The organism is Sinanaerobacter chloroacetimidivorans (assembly GCF_018128545.1).
GTDB lineage: Bacteria > Bacillota > Clostridia > Peptostreptococcales > Anaerovoracaceae > Sinanaerobacter > Sinanaerobacter chloroacetimidivorans.
Genome location: NZ_JAGSND010000018.1, coordinates 63,469 through 85,553 on the forward strand (window position 1 = coordinate 63,469; position 22,085 = coordinate 85,553).

Consider the following 22,085-nt stretch of genomic DNA (forward strand, 5'->3'; position numbering starts at 1 on the left):
ATCAGCGGAAACACTCTTTCCGCCGCAAATGCAGGCACCGTTACGGTGACTGCAACGATTACTGACGGCACGGCAGTCGGAACAAATTACAAGAAAGACTTCACCATTGCGGTGAGCGCAGCATTCATACCAGTAACGGGAATCAGCGGAGTGCCGACAACAGCGACAGTAGGAAAGGACCTGACGCTTTCCGGCGCGGTGGCGCCCGCCGGAGCAACAAACCAAACCATCGTTTGGAGCGTGAAGGATGCGGGGACTACCGGTGCCACCATCAGCGGCAACTCACTATATGCGATTAGCGAAGACACAGTCGTGATCACCGCAACCATAATCAACGGTAAAGCAGTCGGCACAAATTATAGCGAGGATTTCACCATTACGGTTAGTATGGAGCCTCCTGCAGATAAAATTCTTTTAAGCATCGTCGCCCCAACCGCCATCACAGGCTTGACCAACGGTACGGCGAAAACCGCTGCCGCCCTGGGGCTTCCCTCCACGGTGACGCTGGTCACCGACAACGGCAATGTCGGCGCGAATGTGACTTGGGATGTGGATTCCTGCGCTTACATCAGGAGCTTGACCGAAGCGCAGACGTTCACCGTGAACGGTACGGTAATCTTACCGGCAGGTGTGGTAAATACAAACGGTGTTAACCTGACATCAAGTATCAACGTAACAGTAAACATGGCTTCCGGCTCAAGCGGCGGAAGCGGAGGGTCTGGTGGTAGTTCCGGCGGAGGCGGAAGCACTCCGGCACCAGCCGATAATAACCCTGTCGCCATAACGAAGTACGGGGACACGACCACTGCAGTACAGACAGTCTCTGCGACCACAGGATTAAACGGAGTGGCGACAGCCAGCGTGACCAAGGAACAAATTGCAAACATGGTAAAAGCGGTCGATGACAAAGCTACAGATCAGAAAGCCCAAACAGCATTGCAAATCAAGGTTGATTCTGACAGCGCTGCAACCGGAATATCTGTTGTAATTCCGCAGGGTGCGGCATCCATGTTGACAAACGGCGTATCCTCCCTGACGATCTCATCGCCTATTGTTACGGTTACGTTTGATGACAAGGCCCTGGCTGCAATCAACAAAAATACCAACGGAGACATTACGGTCACTGCGCGTAAGCCAGCGAACACCGCACTATCCGATGAGGACAAAGCGATCATCGGCAACAAACCGGTATATGATCTGAAAGTATCCAGCGGCAGCACGTCAATTTCCACATTCGGTGGCGGTACCGCAAAGGTAAGTATTCCATATAAGCCAGCTGCCGGCGAAGACATAAACAAAATCGTAGTTTACTATATTTCAAACAGCGGCAAGCTTAATATGGTTCCGGGCTGCGTCTATGATGCCTCTACCAGAACAGTGACTTTTAGAACAACGCATTTTTCTTCCTACGCGATAGCATATAACGATGTCAGTTTTTCAGATGTATCCGGCTGGTATGTAGATTATGTGAGCTACCTCGCCGCAAGGGGAATCTTAAGCGGCGCTGGTGACGGAAAATTCGTCCCTGGCAAAAACATTACTAGAGCAGAATTTATAGCGATACTGGCAAAGCTTTCCGACAACGATTTGAGCGGCTATACAACTTCCTCTTTCAGCGATATCGCAGCAAACGCCTGGTATTCTGCTGAAGTACAGTGGGCATATGAAAACGGTATCACTTCCGGCTACAATGATAATTTCTACCCTCAGGCGGCAATCACCCGTGAGCAGATGGCGGCTATGCTGTATCATTACGCCAAATACGCAGGGATGGACGTATCCGGTGACGAGGGAACGTCCGATAGAGAATTTTCTGACGCTGCAAGCATTTCAAACTGGGCCGTGAGTCCGGTTCGATGGGCCGTTAACAGCGGCATCGTTTCTGGAAACAGCATTGGAACCTTTGCACCGAAGGCTTATGCTACCAAGGCACAGGCAGCAAAGATGATTGCAATTCTCTTGCAGAACACGATAAAATAATAGACAATACTATTGTTATCAGTTGCTTTGTGCACAACTTGGGAGCGCGCCGCGTTCGCAATGCGGAGGTCAGGAGTTCGATCCTCCTGCGGATTTTCCGCAGCTTAAGCTGCTATGGAAAATGCGACAGCGTAGGGAACGAAGTGACCGAAGGAGCGATAGCGTTATTCTCCACCAATGTGAAAAAGTACCTTCAAGGCTAAAGTGAATCTTGAGGGTACTTTTTTGCATTCGTTTGGGGTTGAAAAGAATCAAACTCCTGACCAAGAGGGTATCGGGAGATGAAATCTCCTGATCAGAGTATATCGCAATTAGGCGATTACTGTTGAAATCTGGCGATATACGGAGAGCCGTTTCGGGGGTGACAGGCATCTTTACGATGCCGCCGAGAGGGGGCAGAGCCCCCTACGGGACATGCGTCAGCATGTCGGGAAGGCGGTTCGATCCTCCTGCGGAAAAAAGGCAAGAAAACTAAGGCCAATCTCGCCTGTGACCTTTCTGATACCCTTGCATAATACATAATGCGCGCCTCCATACCACTTTACGGTACAGAAAGGGTGCTCCGTACGAAAATAAAAACGCCACCCAATCGGCATGTCTGCCTTATGGATCGCGTTTTGTGCGGCTATCCGGTTGTTTATTATATTTGATCCTTCCCCTCAGGCATAGAAATGCGAACAAACTGTTCGGGCGCCAAATATTGTTCTTCCATTTCCTGCACGTAACCATCCTTCGTCAGGACCCGGAACAGCGGAGGTTTGGAATTCGCAGTTTTTTTGAGGTAATCCTTGAATTCCTCTGGGGTAACTTCCTTGAGATTCAAGTCATCCTTCGGCTTCATGGGATCGATGAGATAGATACGGGTCTCATCGATTGCCTGGAAAGACAGCGGATACTCGCTGGCCGTATAAATATAGTCTCCGTCAGGCAGATGGTCCAGATCGGCGGAAAGCTTCCTCGGTTTTCCGCTCTTGTCAGCTTCTATCCATTCTGCCGGATTCAAATGGACGGAAAAATTACCGGGATAAAACTCTTCAAACTCTGAAACAAATCCGATATAGCGGCTCACCGGCGTCTCTTCAAAATCCTCGGCGGTTGCATTGTACTGAGGCTCCAGCTGTCCGGGCAGAACCTGAGTCTGTCCCAGGACATTGTTGATATAATCCAACGCCACATTTAACGGCTTCAAGAGCTGCGGGTTTTGCCCCTTATCGCACTGCTCCTGCAATTGCCTGTAATAATCCAGCGCGGTACCGTCTGTTTCCGGCGTGTTATAATATACCATCCCGTTCCCGTCCATCCATCGTTCCACGCACCAGATACCGGTCGCACCTTTGGTCACCGGCTGGGATAAAAGCAGCTGGCAGGTTTCTCCCGTGGACAGTAGGAATTTTACCATAATATGCTTGCCTTCATAGGTTTCACGGCGCAATAGCTCCCGGCCCTCAAACCATTCCCGGAGCAGGGTTTCACGCCCGGCGACCGTATTGCCGTTTCCGTTGATGCCGTCCCCAGTTTGTATGACATCCAAAAACCTCCGTACTGAGTTCTCGTAACTAAAGAGCATGAGAGGCTTTCCGGCGCTGCTATCCTCCGTGATCCACCCGTCGATTACGTTCATACCGGACCCAAGCTGCACTTTGCTGATGTCATCGACATCGGGCTTCAAGCGGTACTCAATGCGCCAGAGTTCAACAGGATAGTCCAGCAAATTTTCAAACCGATCCAGCCTCTCAAGCTTTGTGATCTTGCTATCCACAATCTGATAACCAATTACATCCTTGATGGGTTCAAGCCCGGCGATTGTAATTTGGACATACTGCTCTGCATAGTCCTCCACCGTCAATCCGTCCTCATAAACGGAAGGATGACGGCTCCCGCCCTGCGAATCGACTTCTTGAAGACCGCTGCCCTTGGGATCGCTGATCAGCCCGATACAGGCCGCCGCCACGATGAGAACGGTTATGATGATGACCCAGAGTGTGGGCTTTTTATAATTCAGGATGTTTTTTATCCGCCCTTTTATATTATCTTCCCCAAAGGCAAGGGGACAGCCTCCTATGATACGTCTTCCCGTGGAAAGGGACAGAAGGGTCGAGGAGTAATCCTTTTTGATCTCGCCTCCCATCTGTTTGAGAACGCTTTCATCGCAGGACAGCTCCATATCCGCGCTCATGAGGAAAAATGCGACCCAGACCAGAGGGTTGAACCAGTGGACGCACAGAACAAGGAATGCAAAGGGCTTTATAACGTGATCCAATCTTTTGATGTGGGTTTGCTCGTGCTTAAGGATATAGTTCCGCTCCGCCTCGTAAATTCCCTCGGGCAGATATATTTTAGGCTTCCATATCCCGAATACGAAGGGTGCCCCGCCGCCTGCAAGCTCGTAGATGTTGGAGTCTCTATGACTTGCATATCTCAGTTTCCGGTGAAGCCTGGCAAAGGTAAAGACGCTATACCCCAGCAATAGGACCACACCTGCCAGCCATAGGATTTCCCCCAGAAAAATCCATATCTGCATAGGGTTTATGCTGGCGCCCATCGCGGGAGCGGGCAGGGAACTGTTCACCGCATGGTCGATGACGGCAATACCGCTTTGGATCTGCGGGCTTGCGGCAAACATAATATCTTCCGGCACCGGCTGGGTGCTGATCCTCACCAGGCTGAACACACTTACGAAGGAAAAGGGAAGGGCCAGCCGGAACAGCACCGCCGCCCACAGGATATAGGAAAAGATCCTGGGCGCCTTTCGCAGCAGCAGCCGTATCAGGATCACGGCCAATATGACATAGCACGCCGTAATGCTCATATTGAGAAGCCGTAAAAATATAGCATCCATCTCTATTCCCCCCTGTGCTCGTCAATGAGCTTTTGCAACTCGTCAATCTCTTTTTCGCTTAATTTTTTTCTCCTCGCAAATGCGGCGACAAACCTGGGCAAAGACCCTTCAAAGGTTTCCGCCACGAACTGCTTGCTCTGCTCCGCATAAAAATCCTCTTTTCCTATCAGCGATCTTACCAAGCCGTTTTCGTTCTGAAAGATCCCCTTGTCTTCAAGACGCTTCAGCATGGTATAGGTGGTGGACTTTTTCCAGTTCAGCGACCCCTCGCACAGCCGCACCAGCTCGGATGATTTCAGCGGCCCATTAGCCCAGATGATTTCCGCAAATTTTGTTTCCGCTTCCGTAAGCCTGCAATCCTTCATTTATGTTAATCCCCTTTCTCTTTCCATCCCAGGTAAGCTCAGGAGCTTACCTGGCGATCAATTGTCACAGGAATCGGTCTACTATCCATGGACTTTATGACACTGGTCTATGAATTGTAGACCATCACAATAGCAGTCTACAAAACGTAGACTGCTATGTCAAGGGTTTTCTTAAATTTTTCAGATTTCATAATTTAAAATAATCATGAAGCCGTCGCACAAAGACGATTGATAGAACCTTGCAGTCGCAATACTCTAAAGTTTACAAAAAGGATAAATAACGAAGCAAATTATCAAATAGGTATTGACATTCAGACTACTATGCACTACAATATAGCTAATCTACCATGCACTACATAGTAGATGATGATTATCAATGACGGAGGTGTAATTTTGTTTGATAAGTCGCAATTAATGCGCGGAACATTAGAGGGATGTATTTTAAAGATTATCAGTTTAGAAGTAACTTACGGTTATGAAATCATGATAAAACTTAAGAGCTATGGTTTTGATGAGATACAAGAAGGCACGATATACCCATTGCTCGTAAGGCTGGAAAAAAAAGAACTTATCTATGCTGAGTTCAGACCTTCCCCACTGGGGCCAAGCAGGAAATATTATTCTATAACGAAAGATGGTCTGGAAATGTTGAATTCTTTTGAGGCATATTGGAACAACATTTCTGCTGCAGTAGGTAAAATATTGTCTTTGGAGGGTAAAGTAGATGGCTAATCGGTTAAACAAGCTGCGTAAAGAAAATAATATTCAGGATAAACAATTATCAAAAGAAAACAATTCCATTATGACAGATATAATTTGCTATCTCCGAGCTTCTAACCTATGCGAGTATGATATGGAAATCATACGAAAAGAATTAATAGGCATGGCATTAGAAGCCCAAATGAGAGGTGAAACATTTGGTGATGTTATCGGTAAGGATTATAAAGCATTTTGCAGAGAATTAATGAAAAATGGCAAGCAAAAAACACTTTATGAAAAAGCATTGGAAATATTTTATGTTTTCACTTTTGCCCTCATGGTATTGTATTTTGCTGAAATTTTTTTCACATCTACAATTTTCAATATATTTAAGCTAAGTCAATTTACAATGCCAATCACATTAGGATTCATTATTGTAACCTTGATGGCTGTGGGAATGGGATATTTTATTTACTACTATTTTACTAAGAATTCCTTTGAGTTTTCGAAGAAAAACCGTAAAATTCAAATTTTATATGTCGTAGGTTTTACAATATTATGGACAGCAGCATTGTTGTTTAGATTCTTATTTGATAAGACTGTTTTGCTGACCATAAACTGTCTATATCCAATCATCATTCTAGCCGCTGCATTTATATTAATTAAGCTGTTAAATGACCGGCACACGAATAGTTTTTTCAAGTCATGAGTATTAAACGGAGCTGAGTGCCGGCATCTTTTTTTACCTAACTTGATTTTAAAAAGATGCATCTGAACGGTATCAATACAGATGGCTATTCTGAGTTTATTGTAACAGAAAACAGCATCGAGTAGTTACAAAAGCTACTCGGTGCTGTTTCGCATTATGCCTAATAAGATGAATAAAATTATAGCGCTGCTGAAGAATTCACCATAGTTGTATTCGCTATTTTCTTAAAGGTGACAGTATATAAAATGGCAGCTAAGCCAATAGAGTGGCTTAGGTAGCCCTTAAAATTATTGATAACAGATAAAATAGAATAATTATACATAGATATCGGCAAGGATCAAGTCCAGGATTCGATTTAATTTTTCTTTACAGAACTCCAGGGAGTACTCGGCGATATTTGGCCATTCAAATTGGGCCATCAGATATACACTCATTACGATGTCCACAATATCGTCTGCATTGATCTCCTTTTTAAAAATATTCTGCTCCTGAGCCTCGACAATCAACGAACGAAAAATACCCATCATCTCCAGGCGAGTTGCATAGAGATAACTTCCCTCGCAAGAATTCAGATATGTGATTTTGCGGGACAGATTAATAAACGGAATGGAGTCGAGAATAAAAACCTCCAGAATTCTTCTTAGCTTTTTCTCACTGTTTGCCATATCCTTATATTCATGGTTTAAAAGAATTTTGATCTGATCCAATTCATCCTGCGCAATTCCCATCAGGAGACTTTCCTTATTGGGAAAATAATTATACAGCGTTGCCTTTGATATTTCGGCTTTTCTGGCCACATCTTCAATCAGAGTATTTTCATATCCTTTACTGCTGAATAGACGACGGGAAGCCTTTAAAATCCGCTCTCGGCATTTTATTTTATTTAATTCTCTTCTGGAATTCTTCATAAATCACCTGACTATTCCTGTGCAATTTCATTAAATGAGTAGAAATCTATACTTAATTATAATATAAAAATATAGATTTGCCTATAAAAAAATCATTGATAAATGAAACGATAAAACAAATAAAAAAATAGACTTGACTTCAAATTTAGACATGAGTATAATTAAACTGAAAATTATAGCACGTCTAGTTTTGTATTTGGAAGGAGCGAGGAAATGGACTATATCTTATCCTATGATGTGGGCACAAGTGCGCTTAAAGCCATTTTGGTAAACAAGAACGGCGAGATCAGGCAAAGCGCACAGGAGTGCTACGAAGTTAATCTGATGCAGGACGGCTATGTGGAAATGGATCCTGCGGAATGGTGGGCCGCTGTTGTCAAGACGACGAAAAGCATCATGGCAGGCTGTGACGTTTTGCCGGACGAAATAAAAGGCATGGTGTTTTGCACACAGGCATTGAACGTAATATCGATGGGGCAGGACGGCAAAATACTGAGGCCTGCCATCAGCTGGCTCGACAGCAGGGCGGATGAAGAGGCACGCGAAATCGTAGAGCTGATCGGCGGTCCTGAGGCTTGTGAGGCGGTTATGGGCACCGTCTTCAGTGGTATGGATTCTTTGCCGAAAGTCAGATGGTTGATGAAGAATGAGCCAAAGACTTTTGAAAAAATGAAATGTTTCCTTGATTGTAACGGATACCTGACTTATCGGGCGTCCGGAGAGATGGTTTACGATATATCAAGCGCTTCATTTCTTGGATATGACAGAGAATCGGGCTCCATTATTCCCGAACTGATAGGGACATCGGGCTTTGATCCGGAAAAGTTTCCGCGTATTGTAAAATCCTTTGAGAGGGTTGGAAATTTAACAGCTGTCGCTGCCGAAGAACTCGGGATTTCAACGGATACGGCAGTATTTGGCGGAACTTGTGACATACAGGGTACAACCATAGGATCCGGAATGGCAGGCAACGAAGAAGCGCATATTTATCTTGGGACTTCGGGATGGGCTGCGGCAGGGACCGATAAAGTGGCGGTGCTTTCCAATGGGGGCGGCTGCATTATGTCTGCCGATCCAAGCATGCAGCTTTGGGTCTATTCTACAGAAACCTGCTGCGCTACTTACAACTGGTTTATTGATAATTTCTTTACAGCTGAAAAAGAAAGCAAACTGATTCCGAATATCTTTGCTTTTCTGGACCATCTTGTGGAACAAATTCCGCCGGGAAGCAGCGGATTGATCTTCAATCCGTGGATCAGCGGAGAAAGAAGCCCGATCCAGGATGTATTTGTCAGAGGCGGATTCCTGAATATAGGAATGCTACATACCAAGAATCATATGCTGAGGGCGGTAATGGAAGGCATCGCCTATAACCTCAAGTGGTGCTATGAAAGTATGGAGAATGATCTGGGGCATAAAACACCCGCAGTAAGGATACTGGGCGGCGGTACCAGAAGTCACACCTGGATGCAGATATTTGCAGATATTTTTAATCGGAAAATAGAGGTTGTTCAGGACACGCAGGTTGCAGGGGCAATCGGAGGTGCTTTTGTGGCAGCGCTCGGCCTTGGTATGTATAATTCCTTTGAGGATGCAAAGCAATGGGCGAGAGTATCTCAAATATATGTACCGGATCCGAAAAATGCCGGATTATACGCGGAGGGATTTGAAAACTTCAAACAATCATACGATGAGCTGAAAGGCTTCTATAAAAAAATAAATAAGAAAAAATGATCTGTTGAAGGAAGGTGGATACCTTGAACGATGAAAAATATCAGGTGTATGGGTATCGTTGGGTCGTACTGGCTGTCTATGGACTGTCTACAGCAGTGATACAGTTAATGTGGACGACATACTTCTCCATCACAACCGATGCATGGCAGTATTACGGTTTTGCAGATAAAATCAGCGGCGAAAGCGCAATCAGCTTTCTTTCCATTGTATTTATGATAGGAATGATAACACTGTCAATTCCTTCCCTTGCCGCATTCGAAAGATTTGGATTTAAAAAATCGGTAGGCTTTGGTGTGATATTGATGGGAGTCAGCGGATTATTCAGAGGACTCTTCGGAGACAGTTATACAATGGCCATGATCGCTACGGTAGGTTTTGCAATTGCGCAGCCGTTTATTTTAAATTCACCGGGGCTGGTAGCAGGCAAATGGTTTCCTGAATCGGAAAGAGCGACAGCCAACAGCATCGGCCTGCTGTCAAGCTACATTGGCATGTGTATCGGATTGCTTTTAACCCCGGTTATTATCGAGGAAGGGATGAGCATAAAAGAAATGCTTCTCCTGTATGGCGTAATCGGTGCTGTCGTAGCGCTGCTGTTCGTTATATTTGTAAAGGAAAAACCGAAAAATCCGCCTTGTCCGGAAGATCAGGCATTTCGATCGGATTTTACCGAAGGGCTGAAAGGCGCATGGAAGAAAAAGAACTTCCGATATAGCTTAATGATATTTTTCTGTATGTTCGGTATCTTCAATACGTTTTTTACGCTGATAGAGCCAATACTAAAGCAGCTTAGCCAAAATAGTATCGATGCTACTCAGGTGGGTATGATCGGAGTTCTGATACTGGGAGTTGCCATCATTGGGAGCTTTGTAACCTGTCTTATTTCGGATAAAGATAAACTTCACCGAAGAAAACCATATATGGTCATTGGAAATATTACCGGGGCGATAGGACTTGCAACTTTTATCTTTGCGGAAGATTTTCACGGAATGGTGGCAGCTGCAGCACTTTACGGATTCTTTATCGTAGGAGGTGCACCTCTTGTTTTAACCTTTGCGGCGGAGTCGGCATATCCTACGTCGGAAGGGACGTCGGAAGGTTTGCTGATGTTCTCAGGAAATGTCGCGGGCGTCATTTTTCTTGGAGGAGCGGCTCTTTTTCACGGAAATCACAGCTTATTGATGATATCCATGGTAATTATTACGGTAATTTATATCGTTTTGATCTTCCTGTCAAAGGAGACGAAGTTAGAAATACAAGCAATGAAGGAGGTTAAATCATGAGAGAAGGATATTCCGTGTCCGCCTGGCCGGATGTAAAGAAAATTAATGAAAAGATGAATCATCTTATCAACAGTAAAATCTATAAAGTTAAGCCCGAGGCAATGAAAAGGTATCTGGATTATTTTGAGACAAAATGCCAGGGCTCCAGAAAAATGATAGAAGAGGCAAAGCAGTACATCCCCGGCGGAGTACAGCATAACCTTGCATTCAACTATCCGTTTCCTCTTGCGGTTGCAAAGGCGGAAGGACCATATCTTTACGATGTTGATGGAAATCGTTATGTGGACTATTTGCAAGCCGGAGGGCCAACTCTGCTGGGAAGCAATTATTTGCCTGTACAGGAAAAGGCGATTTCGGTAATTAAGGAATCAGGCCCATGCACAGGTCTGTTTCATGAATATGAAATGAAGCTGGCAAAAATTATTCATGAAAATATGCCTTGGGTAGAAATGTACCGCAGCCTTGCCAGCGGTACGGAAGCAGATATGATAGCCATCAGGATTGCACGGACGTTCACGGGGAAACAAAGGATCGTAAAGATGGGCGGAGCATATCACGGCTTCAGCGATCAGCTCGTGTACAGCCTACATATACCGGGAACCAAAACCTTCGAGGCGCATGGTATTCCGAAAGAAGTATCGGCAAATACCAGGGAATTTTACCCGGGAGATATCGACGGGCTGCGTAAAGTTCTGGAAGCGAATGAAAAAGAGGGGGGAACGGCAGCAGTCATTGTTGAACCACTGGGCCCGGAAAGCGGAACCAGAATGGTATCCGAAAACTTTAATGCAAAAGTCAGAGAGCTGTGTGATGAGTTTGGTGCATTGTTGATTTTCGACGAGGTTGTAACCGCGTTTCGTATGGGACCGGGCGGAGCACAAGGATATTTTAATGTAAAGCCTGACCTTACAGTATTCGGAAAAATCGTAGCCGGCGGATATCCTATGGCCGGCGGCGTTGGGGGCAGAGCCGACATCATGTCCTGTGTAGCGGCAGGCGTGAAGCCGGGAAAGCCAAAGGCATATGTCGGGGGAACCTTAAGCGCAAACCCGTTAAGCTGTGCAGCGGGGTATTACGCTATTCAAGAAATCATTAAGCAGGATGCGGCAAAAAAGGCGGGAGAAAACGGCGATAAATTATGTGAGGGTTTGGTTAAGCTGATCGATCAATATGAACTTCCATTTGTCGCGTGGAATATTGGATCCATCGTGCATTTCGAAATATCCGGAGTCATGTATCTATCGGTAGAGGATCCGGAACTCATGCAGAAAATCCCGGCAAGACAGCACTGCATTGAGGAATTCGGCGCTGCTTTGACGGCCAACGGTGTAATCACGCTTGCAGGCAGCAGGATCTATACAAGTATGGCTGACAACGATGAAACAATTGCTTTTACTTTGAATGCATTTGAAGATATTTTTAAAAATCTTGAAAGATAATTAAAGGAGGAATCAAAAATGATTAAAAAACTTGACGATGCGAATTTAATGCATGCCTTTCCGGAAGTAGCCTTTTCTGAGGACTATATCATTGCTACATATCAAGCAAAGGTCAAGACGAGAGACATTGAAAAATTAGCTATGGCTATTGCAGACGAGCAGACAACCGGCACCTGGATCAAAGTAGGCGCCGACTCAGACGACAAAAAAAGAAAATTCGGAGCCAAAGTGGTTTCCATCTACGAAGTACCTGATACGGCAGCAGACTATATGTCGGATGAACCGCCGATATATATTATTCAGATCGCATATCCTATTACAAACTTTGGAACCAGCATTCCTATGCTTCTTTCAACAGTCTTTGGCAATATATCCGCATCCGGCATGATCAAATTTATCGACTGTGCGTTCCCGAAGAAATATATTGAACAATTCCAGGGACCTAAATTTGGGGTTCAAGGTCTTAGAGATTTATTGAATGTTCCTGACAGGCCTTTGCTGAATGCGATGATCAAACCCAATATAGGATGGACTCCGGACGAGGGTGCGGAATTGTTTTACAGGGCAACAAAGGGAGGCGTTGATATTATCAAGGATGACGAACTGATGCCTGCCGACGAATCTCACTGCCCGCTGGAAGAAAGAGTTTGCAAATTCATGGCAATGGAAAAACGGGTATTTGAGGAAACGGGAGAACGCAGCCTCTATGCCGTAAACATCACGGACGAGGTCGGCAAGATAAAAGAAAATGCATACAGAGCCATAGAGTATGGAACCAATTGCCTGATGCTGAATACCTATACCGCTGGGTTCGGCGCATTGAAAATGCTTGCCGACGACCCCAACATCAACGTTCCGATCCTTGCACATGTGGATTTTGCCGGTGCATACTGCAGCTCCACTTATACCGGTATGTCCGCTCAGCTGCTGATCGGCAAAATTGTAAGGCTGGCAGGCGGCGACTTCCAGATCAACGGTCATCCGTGGGGAAAATTTCCGATTGCCAATAAACTATTCTATCGAAGCTTCAAGTTCTTCACTCAGCCATGGTGGAACATCAAGCCGATGATGTATGCGGCGTCCGGCGGAACAACACAGCTCGTTGTAAAGAATTGCATCGATGCCGTAGGCACTGATATCATTCTGGCAGCGGGAGGCGGTGTACATGGTCATCCGGATGGAAGCGAAGCCGGAGCAAAATCAATGCGTCAGGCAATTGATGCCGCAATTCAGGGGGTTGACCTTTTTGAATATGCGAAGACCCATCAAGAACTGGCCAGAATGATCGAATTGCTGGGACCTGATGCAAAGAAGAACTTTGATTTGATGAATTAGTATCAGGTAATCTTATGTACGATAAAATTATTTTTGTGGATTTTGATGGAACCATAACGACGGAAGATACGCTTGACGGAGCGATGCGGCTCTTCGTTTCAAAGGAAGAATATGATAAAAAATACCGTGAAATGATCCAGGGCAGCATAACATTAAGCGAAGCACTGCATCTTGTGTTTGACAATACTCCGTCCAGCCGTTTTTCTGAGATGATGGAATACATTCATAAGGTTTCAACCAGAGATGGATTTGCGGAATTCCTCGATGAAATGAAGGCTCTCGGAATACCGGTTGTTGTCATTTCAGGCGGTTTAAGACAATTGCTTGAAGTAAAAATCGGAAAATACAAAGAGTGGTTTCTTGGGATGCACTATGTTGATCTGGACATTTCCGGAGACAACATGAGGCTGGTATCCGAGTATGATGATGGTAAGGAAGTGCTGAAAAAAACGGAAATTATGGCTCAGTATGATTATCAGACGGCGATCTGCATTGGTGACAGCTACACCGACATCAATATGGCGGCTGCATCGGACGTAGTCTTTGCAAGAGATATTTTGGCAGATTATCTGAAAAAAGAAGGAAAACCTTTTATTTCCTGGAACGATTTTTATGATATCATAGAGGCGATTAAGGGTTTCAATTAAGATTTCCGGGAACGTCCTAAGGAATCCAATAACCGAGAAGCTGCTCCGAAGCAGCTTCTCTTTCTGATTCTGAGCATTTCTGAAACGACTAAGATTAGAGATAATTTTAGTCGTTTATTTTATTAACTTATAATAAATAAAATTAAAAAGCAGAATTATTATATGAAAATAGTTGAATTGTGAGTGCCGAGTGGTCCTCTGTTAAGTTATATGAATATGTAAAAACCGAATTAAATGAGAAGGCACCTAAGCTTGTGCTATCCGCTTTAGAAGGCACCTATTTGCTTTTTCTTGATTTACGTCAATATATCGATCCGGAAAACACAAAAGAATTCATTCAGGATAAATGTCGTCTGGCAGTTGATTTTGGGGAGTGGTTCGGAGATAATTATAAAGGATTTGTCAGAATGAATCTGGCAACTGATCCCAAATATGTTCAGAAAGCGATATCTAATATAGTAAAAGAGATACAAAAGTTATAGTGCCGAAAGAAAAACATAGAATATTAAAAGCTTTGATGACCTATAAGTGATACGAAGCTTAGTTTTGGTTTAAAGGGGGAACAGATATATGTCATTAAATATCAAGGAAGCAAAAGAAATGATTTCTTTCATACCCAAAGTTGAATTGGGATTTTTTCCAACACCATTGCATAAGCTGGAGCACTTATCACAGGAATTCGGTATCAATCTTTACATAAAGCGAGATGATTTTACCGGGAAGAACCTGTTCGGAGGCAATAAGACAAGGAAATTAGAGTTCTTGATCGGAAAAGCAGTTCAAGAAAAATGTGAATATGTTTTCACTTATGGAGCTACCCAATCAAATCATGCGATGCAGACGGTGTGGACAGCGACGGCGAATAACCTGAAACCAATTCTATACCTGGCGGCTGTTGTTGAGCCTGATGAAAGTGATATAAAGTCCAATCTTTTATTGGATAAGATTTTTGATGCTGAAATTCATATCGTAAATCTTAATAAGAATGAGTCGTTTGATGAGGCTGGGAAACGATCATTAGCTTTAGGTGCTGAACATATGAAACGTCTGGAAGCCGAGGGACACAAATGCATGGATATTCCAATGGGAGGAGCAAATGAAGTTGGAACAGCCGGATACATTTCCGGTTTTGCAGAGCTTTGTGAACAAGCAGACCAGATGGGAGTCAATTTCGACTATTTATACCATGCAACAGGTTCAGGCGGAACGATGGCCGGATTGGTTGCTGGTAAGAAGCTGCTGGGCATGGACATTGTTATTCGGTCAATCGCCGTCCTTGATACAGGAGATCAATATATCGCCGGTAAAACAGCACTTGCAAACAGGGCTCTCGAATATATCAAAGCAACACCTGATGTTGATGAGAAGGACTTCAGCCTTAATACAGGGTTTTATGCACCCGGCTATGAATGTCCAAACGAGGGGGCTACGGAGGCTATTAGGCTATTGGCGAAGAAAGAGGGTATATTATTGGATCCGGTATATACCGGCAAGGCTTTTGCCGGGCTTATCCATGACGTTCGTACGGGAAAAATTGACCAGGGCCGTAATGTTGTATTTCTGCACACAGGCGGGGCCACAGCGCTTTTTGCTGAAACGGAGATTTTAGGAAGTTTGTTTTCATACCCAATGGATCGATAGGAGACATTCTTGTTGAGGAAGGGCCGGAAATGGTATAATATACTTGTAGGTTAGTTCCCGTTTTCCACGTAATACAAACAGGAAATAGAAAGGAGAAAGTTATGTTTGGGGCTGGTTGGCTTAATTTAGGAAGTCTTGTATTTGGACTGATTGCATGGATACTTCCTGTTGTTAACATTGCACAGCACAATAAGGCTGGCTGCAGGAAATGGGCTGCTCTTTGCGTAGCAAGCGTCAGTGCCTGTGCTATATCACTGCATATGCAACTTTACTATACCGATCATTTGGTAAAGATAGAGGATTGGTCAGCACTTCTAGATACATCCCATGCAGTAGCATCGGTCGCCACATTACTTCTTGTGGTAACAATTATCCTTAATGTAATTACATTAGTGGTTTATAGTAAAAAATTAAAAGACTGAAGAAGGAATATTAATACTTGAGTTTACTGGTACCTCCTCGCTTGCACGATTCTTTCAATTGGAATTGAGATACGTCGAGAAACCTTTGATTTTATTCCTTTTAACACGATAACAATTGATGCGTTCCCATATTTTACAAATATCATTTTATTTATGCCGCTTGTTTTTTTATGCCCTGCACTTTGGGAAAATCAACGCTCCATAAAGCGGGTGGCCCTTGTTAGGTTTTTCTTTTGGTTGTTTTTAGTTGTGCCTTCTTTGTTTTTCCATATTTGACATAATAATCAAAGGACACAACACCTCAAGATTTAAAAACCTTATCTTTCAATTGAAATAATTTCAGTAATTATCGATTTGGAAAAAAGTGTAAAGATCGCGGTGGATTAGTCACTTGACATAAATTCAAATTTCACTATGATTATGTCAAGGGATGAAAGAAGCATTACTAATTAGGGAGACTCAAAATAGTGGAACCTGAATGGAGGTATTTCAATGCTGCAAAGTTTTAATAATCAAAAGTTCTTATCAAGCTTTCAGGACAATACGATCCCTGCTTTGCTGTATTCCTGTAAGACAGAGGACAATCATGTGAAAATGCCAAGAGTTATGCATCGGCATGAAGATAAGGCTGAAGTTGTTTTTATAACTTGCGGGAGTGGAGTTCATTACATTGACGGTAAAAAATACTATACGAAAAAAGGGGACCTTTTATTATACAATGCAGGGGTAATTCATGATGAAACGGCAAATCCCAATGATAATATGAATGTTTATTGTATTGCTGTGTCAAATCTGAATCTGAAGGGGCGGCCTATAAATCATTTCGCGACGGAGAAGATGAGCTCAGTGATCAATGTAGAAGAAGATTATGAAAAGTTTTTGAATCTATTGGAAATAATTCATGAGAATACATTAGAAAACAGTAAACCAAGTACGGAGATTGCCAACTATTTATTAAGAACTGTTATTGTAATGATCGATAACTTGTTGCAAAGAAAATCAGCTTCTATAGAAACAGAAGAATACAAAACTGGCAAACAGATTAAAAAATATATTGATGAACACTATGCAGACAATATCAATCTGGATACGATAGCCAGTCACTTTAACATGAATCTATATTATCTTGGTCATATTTTTAAAGATATGGTAGGATATTCACCCATGCAGTATGTGATACGACGAAGAATCGGTGAAGCCCAATCATTGCTGATCAATACGGATTATTCCGTCACTCAGATTGCTACAACGGTTGGGTATAATAATACAAATCACTTTCATTCTGTCTTTTACAAAATGGTTGGAATGACTCCTGCAAAATACAGAAAGTACTGGGTAAAAGTGAAAGAATAATAAATTTAATGAGGCGAAAAGTTGTCTCCAGCTTTTATAAGCGATGGGTGTCATAAGAAGATAAGAATACTTTATGAAAAATATAACTGGTTTCTTGAAAAGGAAGCCAGTTTTTTATATGTAATTCGTAAATGACTCATTTACCGTACTTAACCAATAGCAAGAAAACGTAGTTTTTATAACTTGAAATTTTAAAAACTGTTAAATTGATATTGTTTTCTGAAAAAGTAAAACCAAGGAAATGGAGGAACGCGATTTATAGATGAATTATAATCATAACATACAAAGCACATTCGATATAAAATTGAGAAATGACTAGTGATGCGAAGTAAGAGGAGGGAAAGAGCATGAGCATAAAAATTGCAGGGGCACCCTGCTGCTGGGGTGTAGACGATCCAAAAAATCCCTACCTGCCGCCATGGAAACGTGTTTTAAGTGAAGCAGCCCAGGCTGGTTATAAGGGTATAGAACTGGGGCCTTACGGATATCTTCCATTGGATATTGACCAGGTTCAGACAGAGTTAGATTCAAATGGGTTAAATATTATTGCCGGCACTATTTTTGATGATTTGGTGAGTAATAGTAATTTAGAGAGTTTGATTGGACAGGTACATGATATTTGCTCTTTAATTACAGCACTTCCTCAAATACCAAAAGAAAAAGGGCAGCATTTCAAAACTCCGTATTTGGTACTGATAGACTGGGGCCATGATGAAAGGGATTATTCTGCCGGCCATCCTGACAGAGCGCCAAGATTATCTGTAGGTCAATGGAAAGGAATGATGTCTCATATTAAAACTTTGGCAGAGATAGCTTGGAATCAATATACAGTCAGAACAGTAATTCATCCGCATGCTGGCGGTTATATTGAATTTGCAGATGAGATCCATCAGCTTGCGCAGGATATATCCTATGAGACTGCCGGACTCTGCCTTGATACGGGCCATCTGTATTATTCTAAGATGGATCCGGCTGAATGGATCCAAAAGCATTCTAAACGTATCGACTACCTTCACTTTAAGGATATTGATTTAAAAATTTATGAACAAATTATGGATGAAAAAATCAGGTTTTTCGATGCATGTGCAAAAGGCGTCATGTGCCCGATCGGAAAAGGTATTATCCAATACGATGTGATACACGAATTACTGCAGAAAATAAACTATAACGGCTATATTACCATCGAGCAGGAAAGAGATCCAAGAAATTCGGATACTAGCCTTAGAGATGTGAAAGAAAGCTTGGATTACTTAAAAAGTGTTGGATACTAATTATTGAGAAGGAGAGTTTGAAATGATATACGGCGAAAGAGCAATTGAAAATCCCATAAGATGGGCCATGGTAGGGGGAGGACGGGGCAGTCAGATCGGATATATCCACCGTTCCTCAGCGTTAAGGGATTTTAATTTCGAATTAGTTGCAGGAGCATTTGATATTGAAGCAGAGCGTGGTAAAGATTTTGGTGTCAACCTTCATGTAAATCCGGAACGCTGCTACCCTGATTATTTGACGATGTTCGAACGGGAAGCAGAACGTGAAGACGGAATTCAGGCAGTATCCATTGCAACACCAAATTATACCCACTATGAAATTTGTAAAGCCGCTTTAAAAGCAGGACTTCATGTGGTTTGCGAGAAGCCGCTGTGCTTTACAGTGGAACAAGCTGAGGAACTGGAGTCTCTGGCAAAGGAGCATAACAGAGTCGTCGGGATCACCTATGGTTATTCGGGGCATCAGCTTATTGAACAAGCTCGCCATTTGATTGCAAACGGAGAACTGGGAGACATCAGAATTGTAAACATGCAATTTTCCCATGGCTTTCATAATGTTGCAGTTGAGGAAAACAACCCAAGTACTAAATGGCGTGTGGATCCGAAGTTCGCCGGCCCAAGTTATGTATTGGGTGATGTTGGAACTCACCCCCTGTTTCTTGCAGAAGCAATGCTGCCTAAGATGAAAATTAAGAAATTGATGTGCAGCCGGCAAAGTTTCGTAAAAGGAAGAGCTCCTCTTGAAGATAACGCTTACACACTCATGGAATATGAAAATGGTGCGGTAGGCATGGTTTGGTCCTGTGCGGTCAATTCCGGTTCCATGCATGGACAGAAAATAAGAGTTATTGGAGAAAAAGCAAGTATTGAATGGTGGGATGAACATCCGAACCAGCTTACCTTTGAAGTACAAGGCAAGCCGGTGAGAATCCTTGAACGAGGCATGGGCTATTTATGCGAAGAAGCGTTAAGGGAGGATCGTATCGGAGGAGGACATCCGGAAGGGTTATTCGAGGCTTGGAGTAATCTGTACAGACGTTTTGCACTGGCTATGAAAGAAGCTGATCAGGGAAAACAGGTAGATTTCTGGTATCCTGATATTCATGCAGGTGTTGAAGGCGTTCGATGGGTAGAGAATTGTGTAAGATCAGCGGATAACGGTGCCATCTGGGTTGAATATAAATAAGTATTTCTAACAAAGGTCAAAAAATTTTCTTTGCATACTCATATATGGTTTTTTCTGTTTGGTTATCCAAGCAGTTAAAATAAATTATTTTTTAAACGATTGATTGAGGAGGAAAAAAATGAAAAGATTTTTAGTTATCTTACTTGCAGTTGTTTTGATCTTAGGAACTGCAGCCTGTGGTGGCAATGGCGGCAGTTCTGAATCAGAAGGAACCGAAGACCAAATTACAATCGGTTATGCTTGCAAAAATCTGAACGATACATTCCAAACTTATCTGGTTGATGCGGCAAACGAGTATGCTGAAGAAAACAACATAAAGCTGGACATTGCAGATGCGCAGAACGACGTAGTCAGACAGCATGATCAGGTAAATACCTTTATAACACAGGGTGTCGATGCCTTAATTGTTCTGCCTATCGATACTAGCGCAGCAGAGCCAATGACTATAGCAGCAAAAGAAGCAGGAATTCCTTTGGTTTACCTGAACACAAATCCATATCCAGACGGAAATTTCCCAGAAGGAACATACTATGTAGGCTCTATTGAAAAAGAAGCAGGAGAAATGCAGGCCGAATTTATTGGTAAGCTGCTAAACGGTCAAGGAAATGTCTGCATTCTTCAGGGATCTTTAACACATGAGGGCGCAGTAATGCGTTCGGAAGGCGTTGTAGACAAGTTGAAAGAACTTTATCCAGATGTGAAAGTACTTGCAAAGCAGCCTGCAGAATGGCAGAAGGATCAGGGCATGTCTGTTACAGAAAACTGGATTACTGCTTATGGTGATATCGATGCGGTATTTGCAAATAACGATGAAATGGCACTGGGTGCAATCAATGCGCTCCAGGAAGCAGGAATGACAGAGACTCATGTAATTGGTATTGACGGTACCAAAGGAGCTTTGGATGCTATTAAAGCAGGAACTCTCGCAGGAAGTGTATTTCAGGATGCCGCAGGGCAGGCCGAAGGAGCCATGGAAATTGCTGCAAAGGCTGCGAAAGGTGAAGAAATTTCGGAGCAGATCAAATGGATTCCATTTATCCTAATCACTCCTGAAAATGTTGATGATTTTATTTAAAGAATAGAATGGTCAAATTTGGTAATTGATGCGCCTGAGCGCATCAATTACCGCTTTAAACGAGGCGGATTCAATATAAATCTCTAAAAAAGTATATGGAGGGCTAAAAAATGAAAATTGCATTTGATGTTGATGTACTGGCAAAGCAGATGAGCATTAATGATATGGTACATCAGGTTGCAGATTGGGGCTATAAATATATCGAACAATCGCCGCATCCTCGGATTAATCCTTTTTATAAACACCCGCTTTTCAGCCGTGAATGTGAAGCTGAATATAGAAAAGCATTAAAGGAAACAGGGGTTGAAATTTCTTCCTTTATTGTTGTTTATCGCTGGTCCGGGCCTACTGAAGAGCAGCGAGTACATGCAGTAGCAAATTGGAAAGAAATTATAAAGATTGCTGTTAATATGGGTGTACAAGTCATCAATACAGAATTATCCGGTGATCCGAACCAGCCGGAAATCTGCAATGGCATGTGGTTCAAATCAATGGAAGAACTTCTTCCTATTGCTGAGAGAGAAGGCATCCGTATCGAGATTCAATCTCACCCATATGACTTTTGTGAACTGAACAATGAAACCTGTGATATGGTAAAATCTTTCCGAAGTGACAACTTAACATATGTATATTCAGCTTCACACGGTTTTTTTTACGATCAGGGGAAAGGAGACGTTCGCTCTATGCTGAAATATGCCGGAACTGATTTATCTCATGTTCTGTTTGCTGATACAATGAACCAGACAATTGACTGCAGATACATTGTAAATCCACCGGGAGTAAACGCAACGATTCATCAGCATCTTGGGCTGGGCGAAGGTGAAGTAGACTTTGACGGCATTTTTGAAACATTACGTGAAATGGACTTTGCCAATCAAACTTTCAAAGTAGGAGGAGAAGCAATTTCCTGTGTATCTTTGTTTGGATATCCTGAGAAGATGGCAGTGCAAGCTGTGGAGGCAAGAGAACGCATCGAGAAAGAATTGCTTGGTAAATAACAATTATAATCTCATACACTTTTAACGACACGTTTGATCACCTCTGCAACGCAGATCAATACATTTGAAAACGACAAACTATGTCATATTATGTATGGGAGAGGGGCAACTCTCCCATATATTTATAATTAAGAGGAGATGGCCAATGGAAGAAAAAAATATCCTAGTCATGAAAGACATTGTGAAAACTTTTCCCGGTGT

Annotated in this window: 20 protein-coding genes; 17 read left to right on the plus strand and 3 right to left on the minus strand. The window is 43.0% G+C overall.

Annotated elements, in window-relative coordinates; genetic code table 11:
- The coding region (locus tag KCX82_RS18945; protein WP_227020056.1) for an S-layer homology domain-containing protein at positions 1-1,980 on the plus strand (1,980 nt) is incomplete at its 5' end.
- A 29-nt stretch (positions 1,981-2,009) separates the two neighbouring features.
- On the plus strand, positions 2,010-2,183 hold the full coding sequence (locus KCX82_RS18950; protein WP_227020057.1) for a hypothetical protein: 174 nt from the start codon (positions 2,010-2,012) through the stop codon (positions 2,181-2,183).
- Positions 2,184-2,620: 437 nt separating this feature from the next.
- Here the strand turns inward: KCX82_RS18950 and KCX82_RS18955 are convergent, their stop codons facing one another.
- Both KCX82_RS18955 and KCX82_RS18960 read right to left on the minus strand, forming a co-directional pair.
- Positions 2,621-4,819, minus strand: a complete 2,199-nt coding sequence (locus KCX82_RS18955; RefSeq protein ID WP_227020058.1) for a M56 family metallopeptidase — start codon at positions 4,817-4,819, stop codon at positions 2,621-2,623.
- 2 nt (positions 4,820-4,821) lie between these two features.
- A complete protein-coding gene (locus tag KCX82_RS18960; RefSeq protein ID WP_227020059.1) occupies positions 4,822-5,184 on the minus strand; it encodes a BlaI/MecI/CopY family transcriptional regulator in 363 nt (120 codons plus the stop codon).
- A 363-nt stretch (positions 5,185-5,547) separates the two neighbouring features.
- On the opposite strand from KCX82_RS18960, the gene KCX82_RS18965 reads away from it, so the two are divergent.
- The gene (locus KCX82_RS18965; protein ID WP_405127716.1) at positions 5,548-5,916 is read left to right on the plus strand and encodes a PadR family transcriptional regulator; all 369 of its coding nucleotides are present in this window, start codon (positions 5,548-5,550) and stop codon (positions 5,914-5,916) included.
- Positions 5,909-6,592: a DUF1129 family protein gene (locus KCX82_RS18970; protein ID WP_227020060.1), complete on the plus strand. Its 684-nt coding sequence runs from the start codon at positions 5,909-5,911 to the stop codon at positions 6,590-6,592. Before KCX82_RS18965 ends, KCX82_RS18970 begins: the two co-directional genes overlap by 8 nt.
- Positions 6,593-6,906: 314 nt before the next feature.
- On the opposite strand, the gene KCX82_RS18975 is transcribed toward KCX82_RS18970, so the two are convergent.
- Positions 6,907-7,500 (minus strand): TetR/AcrR family transcriptional regulator, encoded by a 594-nt coding sequence (locus KCX82_RS18975; RefSeq protein ID WP_227020061.1) that lies wholly within the window; start codon positions 7,498-7,500, stop codon positions 6,907-6,909.
- Between the two features lie 213 nt (positions 7,501-7,713).
- On the opposite strand from KCX82_RS18975, the gene KCX82_RS18980 reads away from it, so the two are divergent.
- The 13 genes from KCX82_RS18980 (at position 7,714) to KCX82_RS19040 (ending at position 21,884) form a co-directional block, all read left to right on the plus strand.
- Positions 7,714-9,234, plus strand: a complete 1,521-nt coding sequence (locus KCX82_RS18980; RefSeq protein ID WP_227020062.1) for a xylulokinase — start codon at positions 7,714-7,716, stop codon at positions 9,232-9,234.
- Positions 9,235-9,248: 14 nt separating this feature from the next.
- On the plus strand, positions 9,249-10,517 hold the full coding sequence (locus tag KCX82_RS18985; RefSeq protein WP_227020063.1) for an MFS transporter: 1,269 nt from the start codon (positions 9,249-9,251) through the stop codon (positions 10,515-10,517).
- A complete protein-coding gene (locus tag KCX82_RS18990) occupies positions 10,514-11,956 on the plus strand; it encodes an aspartate aminotransferase family protein (RefSeq protein WP_227020064.1) in 1,443 nt (480 codons plus the stop codon). Before KCX82_RS18985 ends, KCX82_RS18990 begins: the two co-directional genes overlap by 4 nt.
- 18 nt (positions 11,957-11,974) lie before the next feature.
- Positions 11,975-13,291, plus strand: coding sequence for a RuBisCO large subunit C-terminal-like domain-containing protein (locus KCX82_RS18995; protein ID WP_227020065.1), 1,317 nt, complete (start codon positions 11,975-11,977; stop codon positions 13,289-13,291).
- Positions 13,292-13,305: 14 nt separating this feature from the next.
- Complete coding sequence (locus KCX82_RS19000) at positions 13,306-13,938, plus strand: HAD-IB family phosphatase (RefSeq protein WP_227020066.1); 633 nt, start codon at positions 13,306-13,308, stop codon at positions 13,936-13,938.
- 179 nt (positions 13,939-14,117) lie between these two features.
- Positions 14,118-14,420 (plus strand): beta C-S lyase family protein, encoded by a 303-nt coding sequence (locus KCX82_RS19005; RefSeq protein WP_227020067.1) that lies wholly within the window; start codon positions 14,118-14,120, stop codon positions 14,418-14,420.
- A gap of 88 nt (positions 14,421-14,508) precedes the next feature.
- Positions 14,509-15,579 (plus strand): D-cysteine desulfhydrase family protein, encoded by a 1,071-nt coding sequence (locus tag KCX82_RS19010; protein ID WP_227020068.1) that lies wholly within the window; start codon positions 14,509-14,511, stop codon positions 15,577-15,579.
- A gap of 101 nt (positions 15,580-15,680) precedes the next feature.
- Positions 15,681-16,001, plus strand: coding sequence for a hypothetical protein (locus KCX82_RS19015; RefSeq protein ID WP_227020069.1), 321 nt, complete (start codon positions 15,681-15,683; stop codon positions 15,999-16,001).
- A gap of 492 nt (positions 16,002-16,493) precedes the next feature.
- Positions 16,494-17,354: an AraC family transcriptional regulator gene (locus KCX82_RS19020; RefSeq protein ID WP_227020070.1), complete on the plus strand. Its 861-nt coding sequence runs from the start codon at positions 16,494-16,496 to the stop codon at positions 17,352-17,354.
- Between the two features lie 347 nt (positions 17,355-17,701).
- Positions 17,702-18,625 carry a TIM barrel protein gene (locus tag KCX82_RS19025; protein WP_227020071.1) on the plus strand — a complete coding sequence of 308 codons (924 nt, stop codon included), beginning with the start codon at positions 17,702-17,704 and terminating at the stop codon, positions 18,623-18,625.
- A 22-nt stretch (positions 18,626-18,647) separates the two neighbouring features.
- Entirely contained in the window at positions 18,648-19,811 is a 1,164-nt protein-coding gene (locus tag KCX82_RS19030; protein ID WP_227020072.1) for a Gfo/Idh/MocA family protein, read from the plus strand.
- 118 nt (positions 19,812-19,929) lie between these two features.
- Positions 19,930-20,886 carry a sugar ABC transporter substrate-binding protein gene (locus tag KCX82_RS19035; protein ID WP_227020073.1) on the plus strand — a complete coding sequence of 319 codons (957 nt, stop codon included), beginning with the start codon at positions 19,930-19,932 and terminating at the stop codon, positions 20,884-20,886.
- A 110-nt stretch (positions 20,887-20,996) separates the two neighbouring features.
- Positions 20,997-21,884: a sugar phosphate isomerase/epimerase family protein gene (locus tag KCX82_RS19040; protein ID WP_227020074.1), complete on the plus strand. Its 888-nt coding sequence runs from the start codon at positions 20,997-20,999 to the stop codon at positions 21,882-21,884.
- The last annotated feature ends 201 nt before the right edge of the window (positions 21,885-22,085 follow it).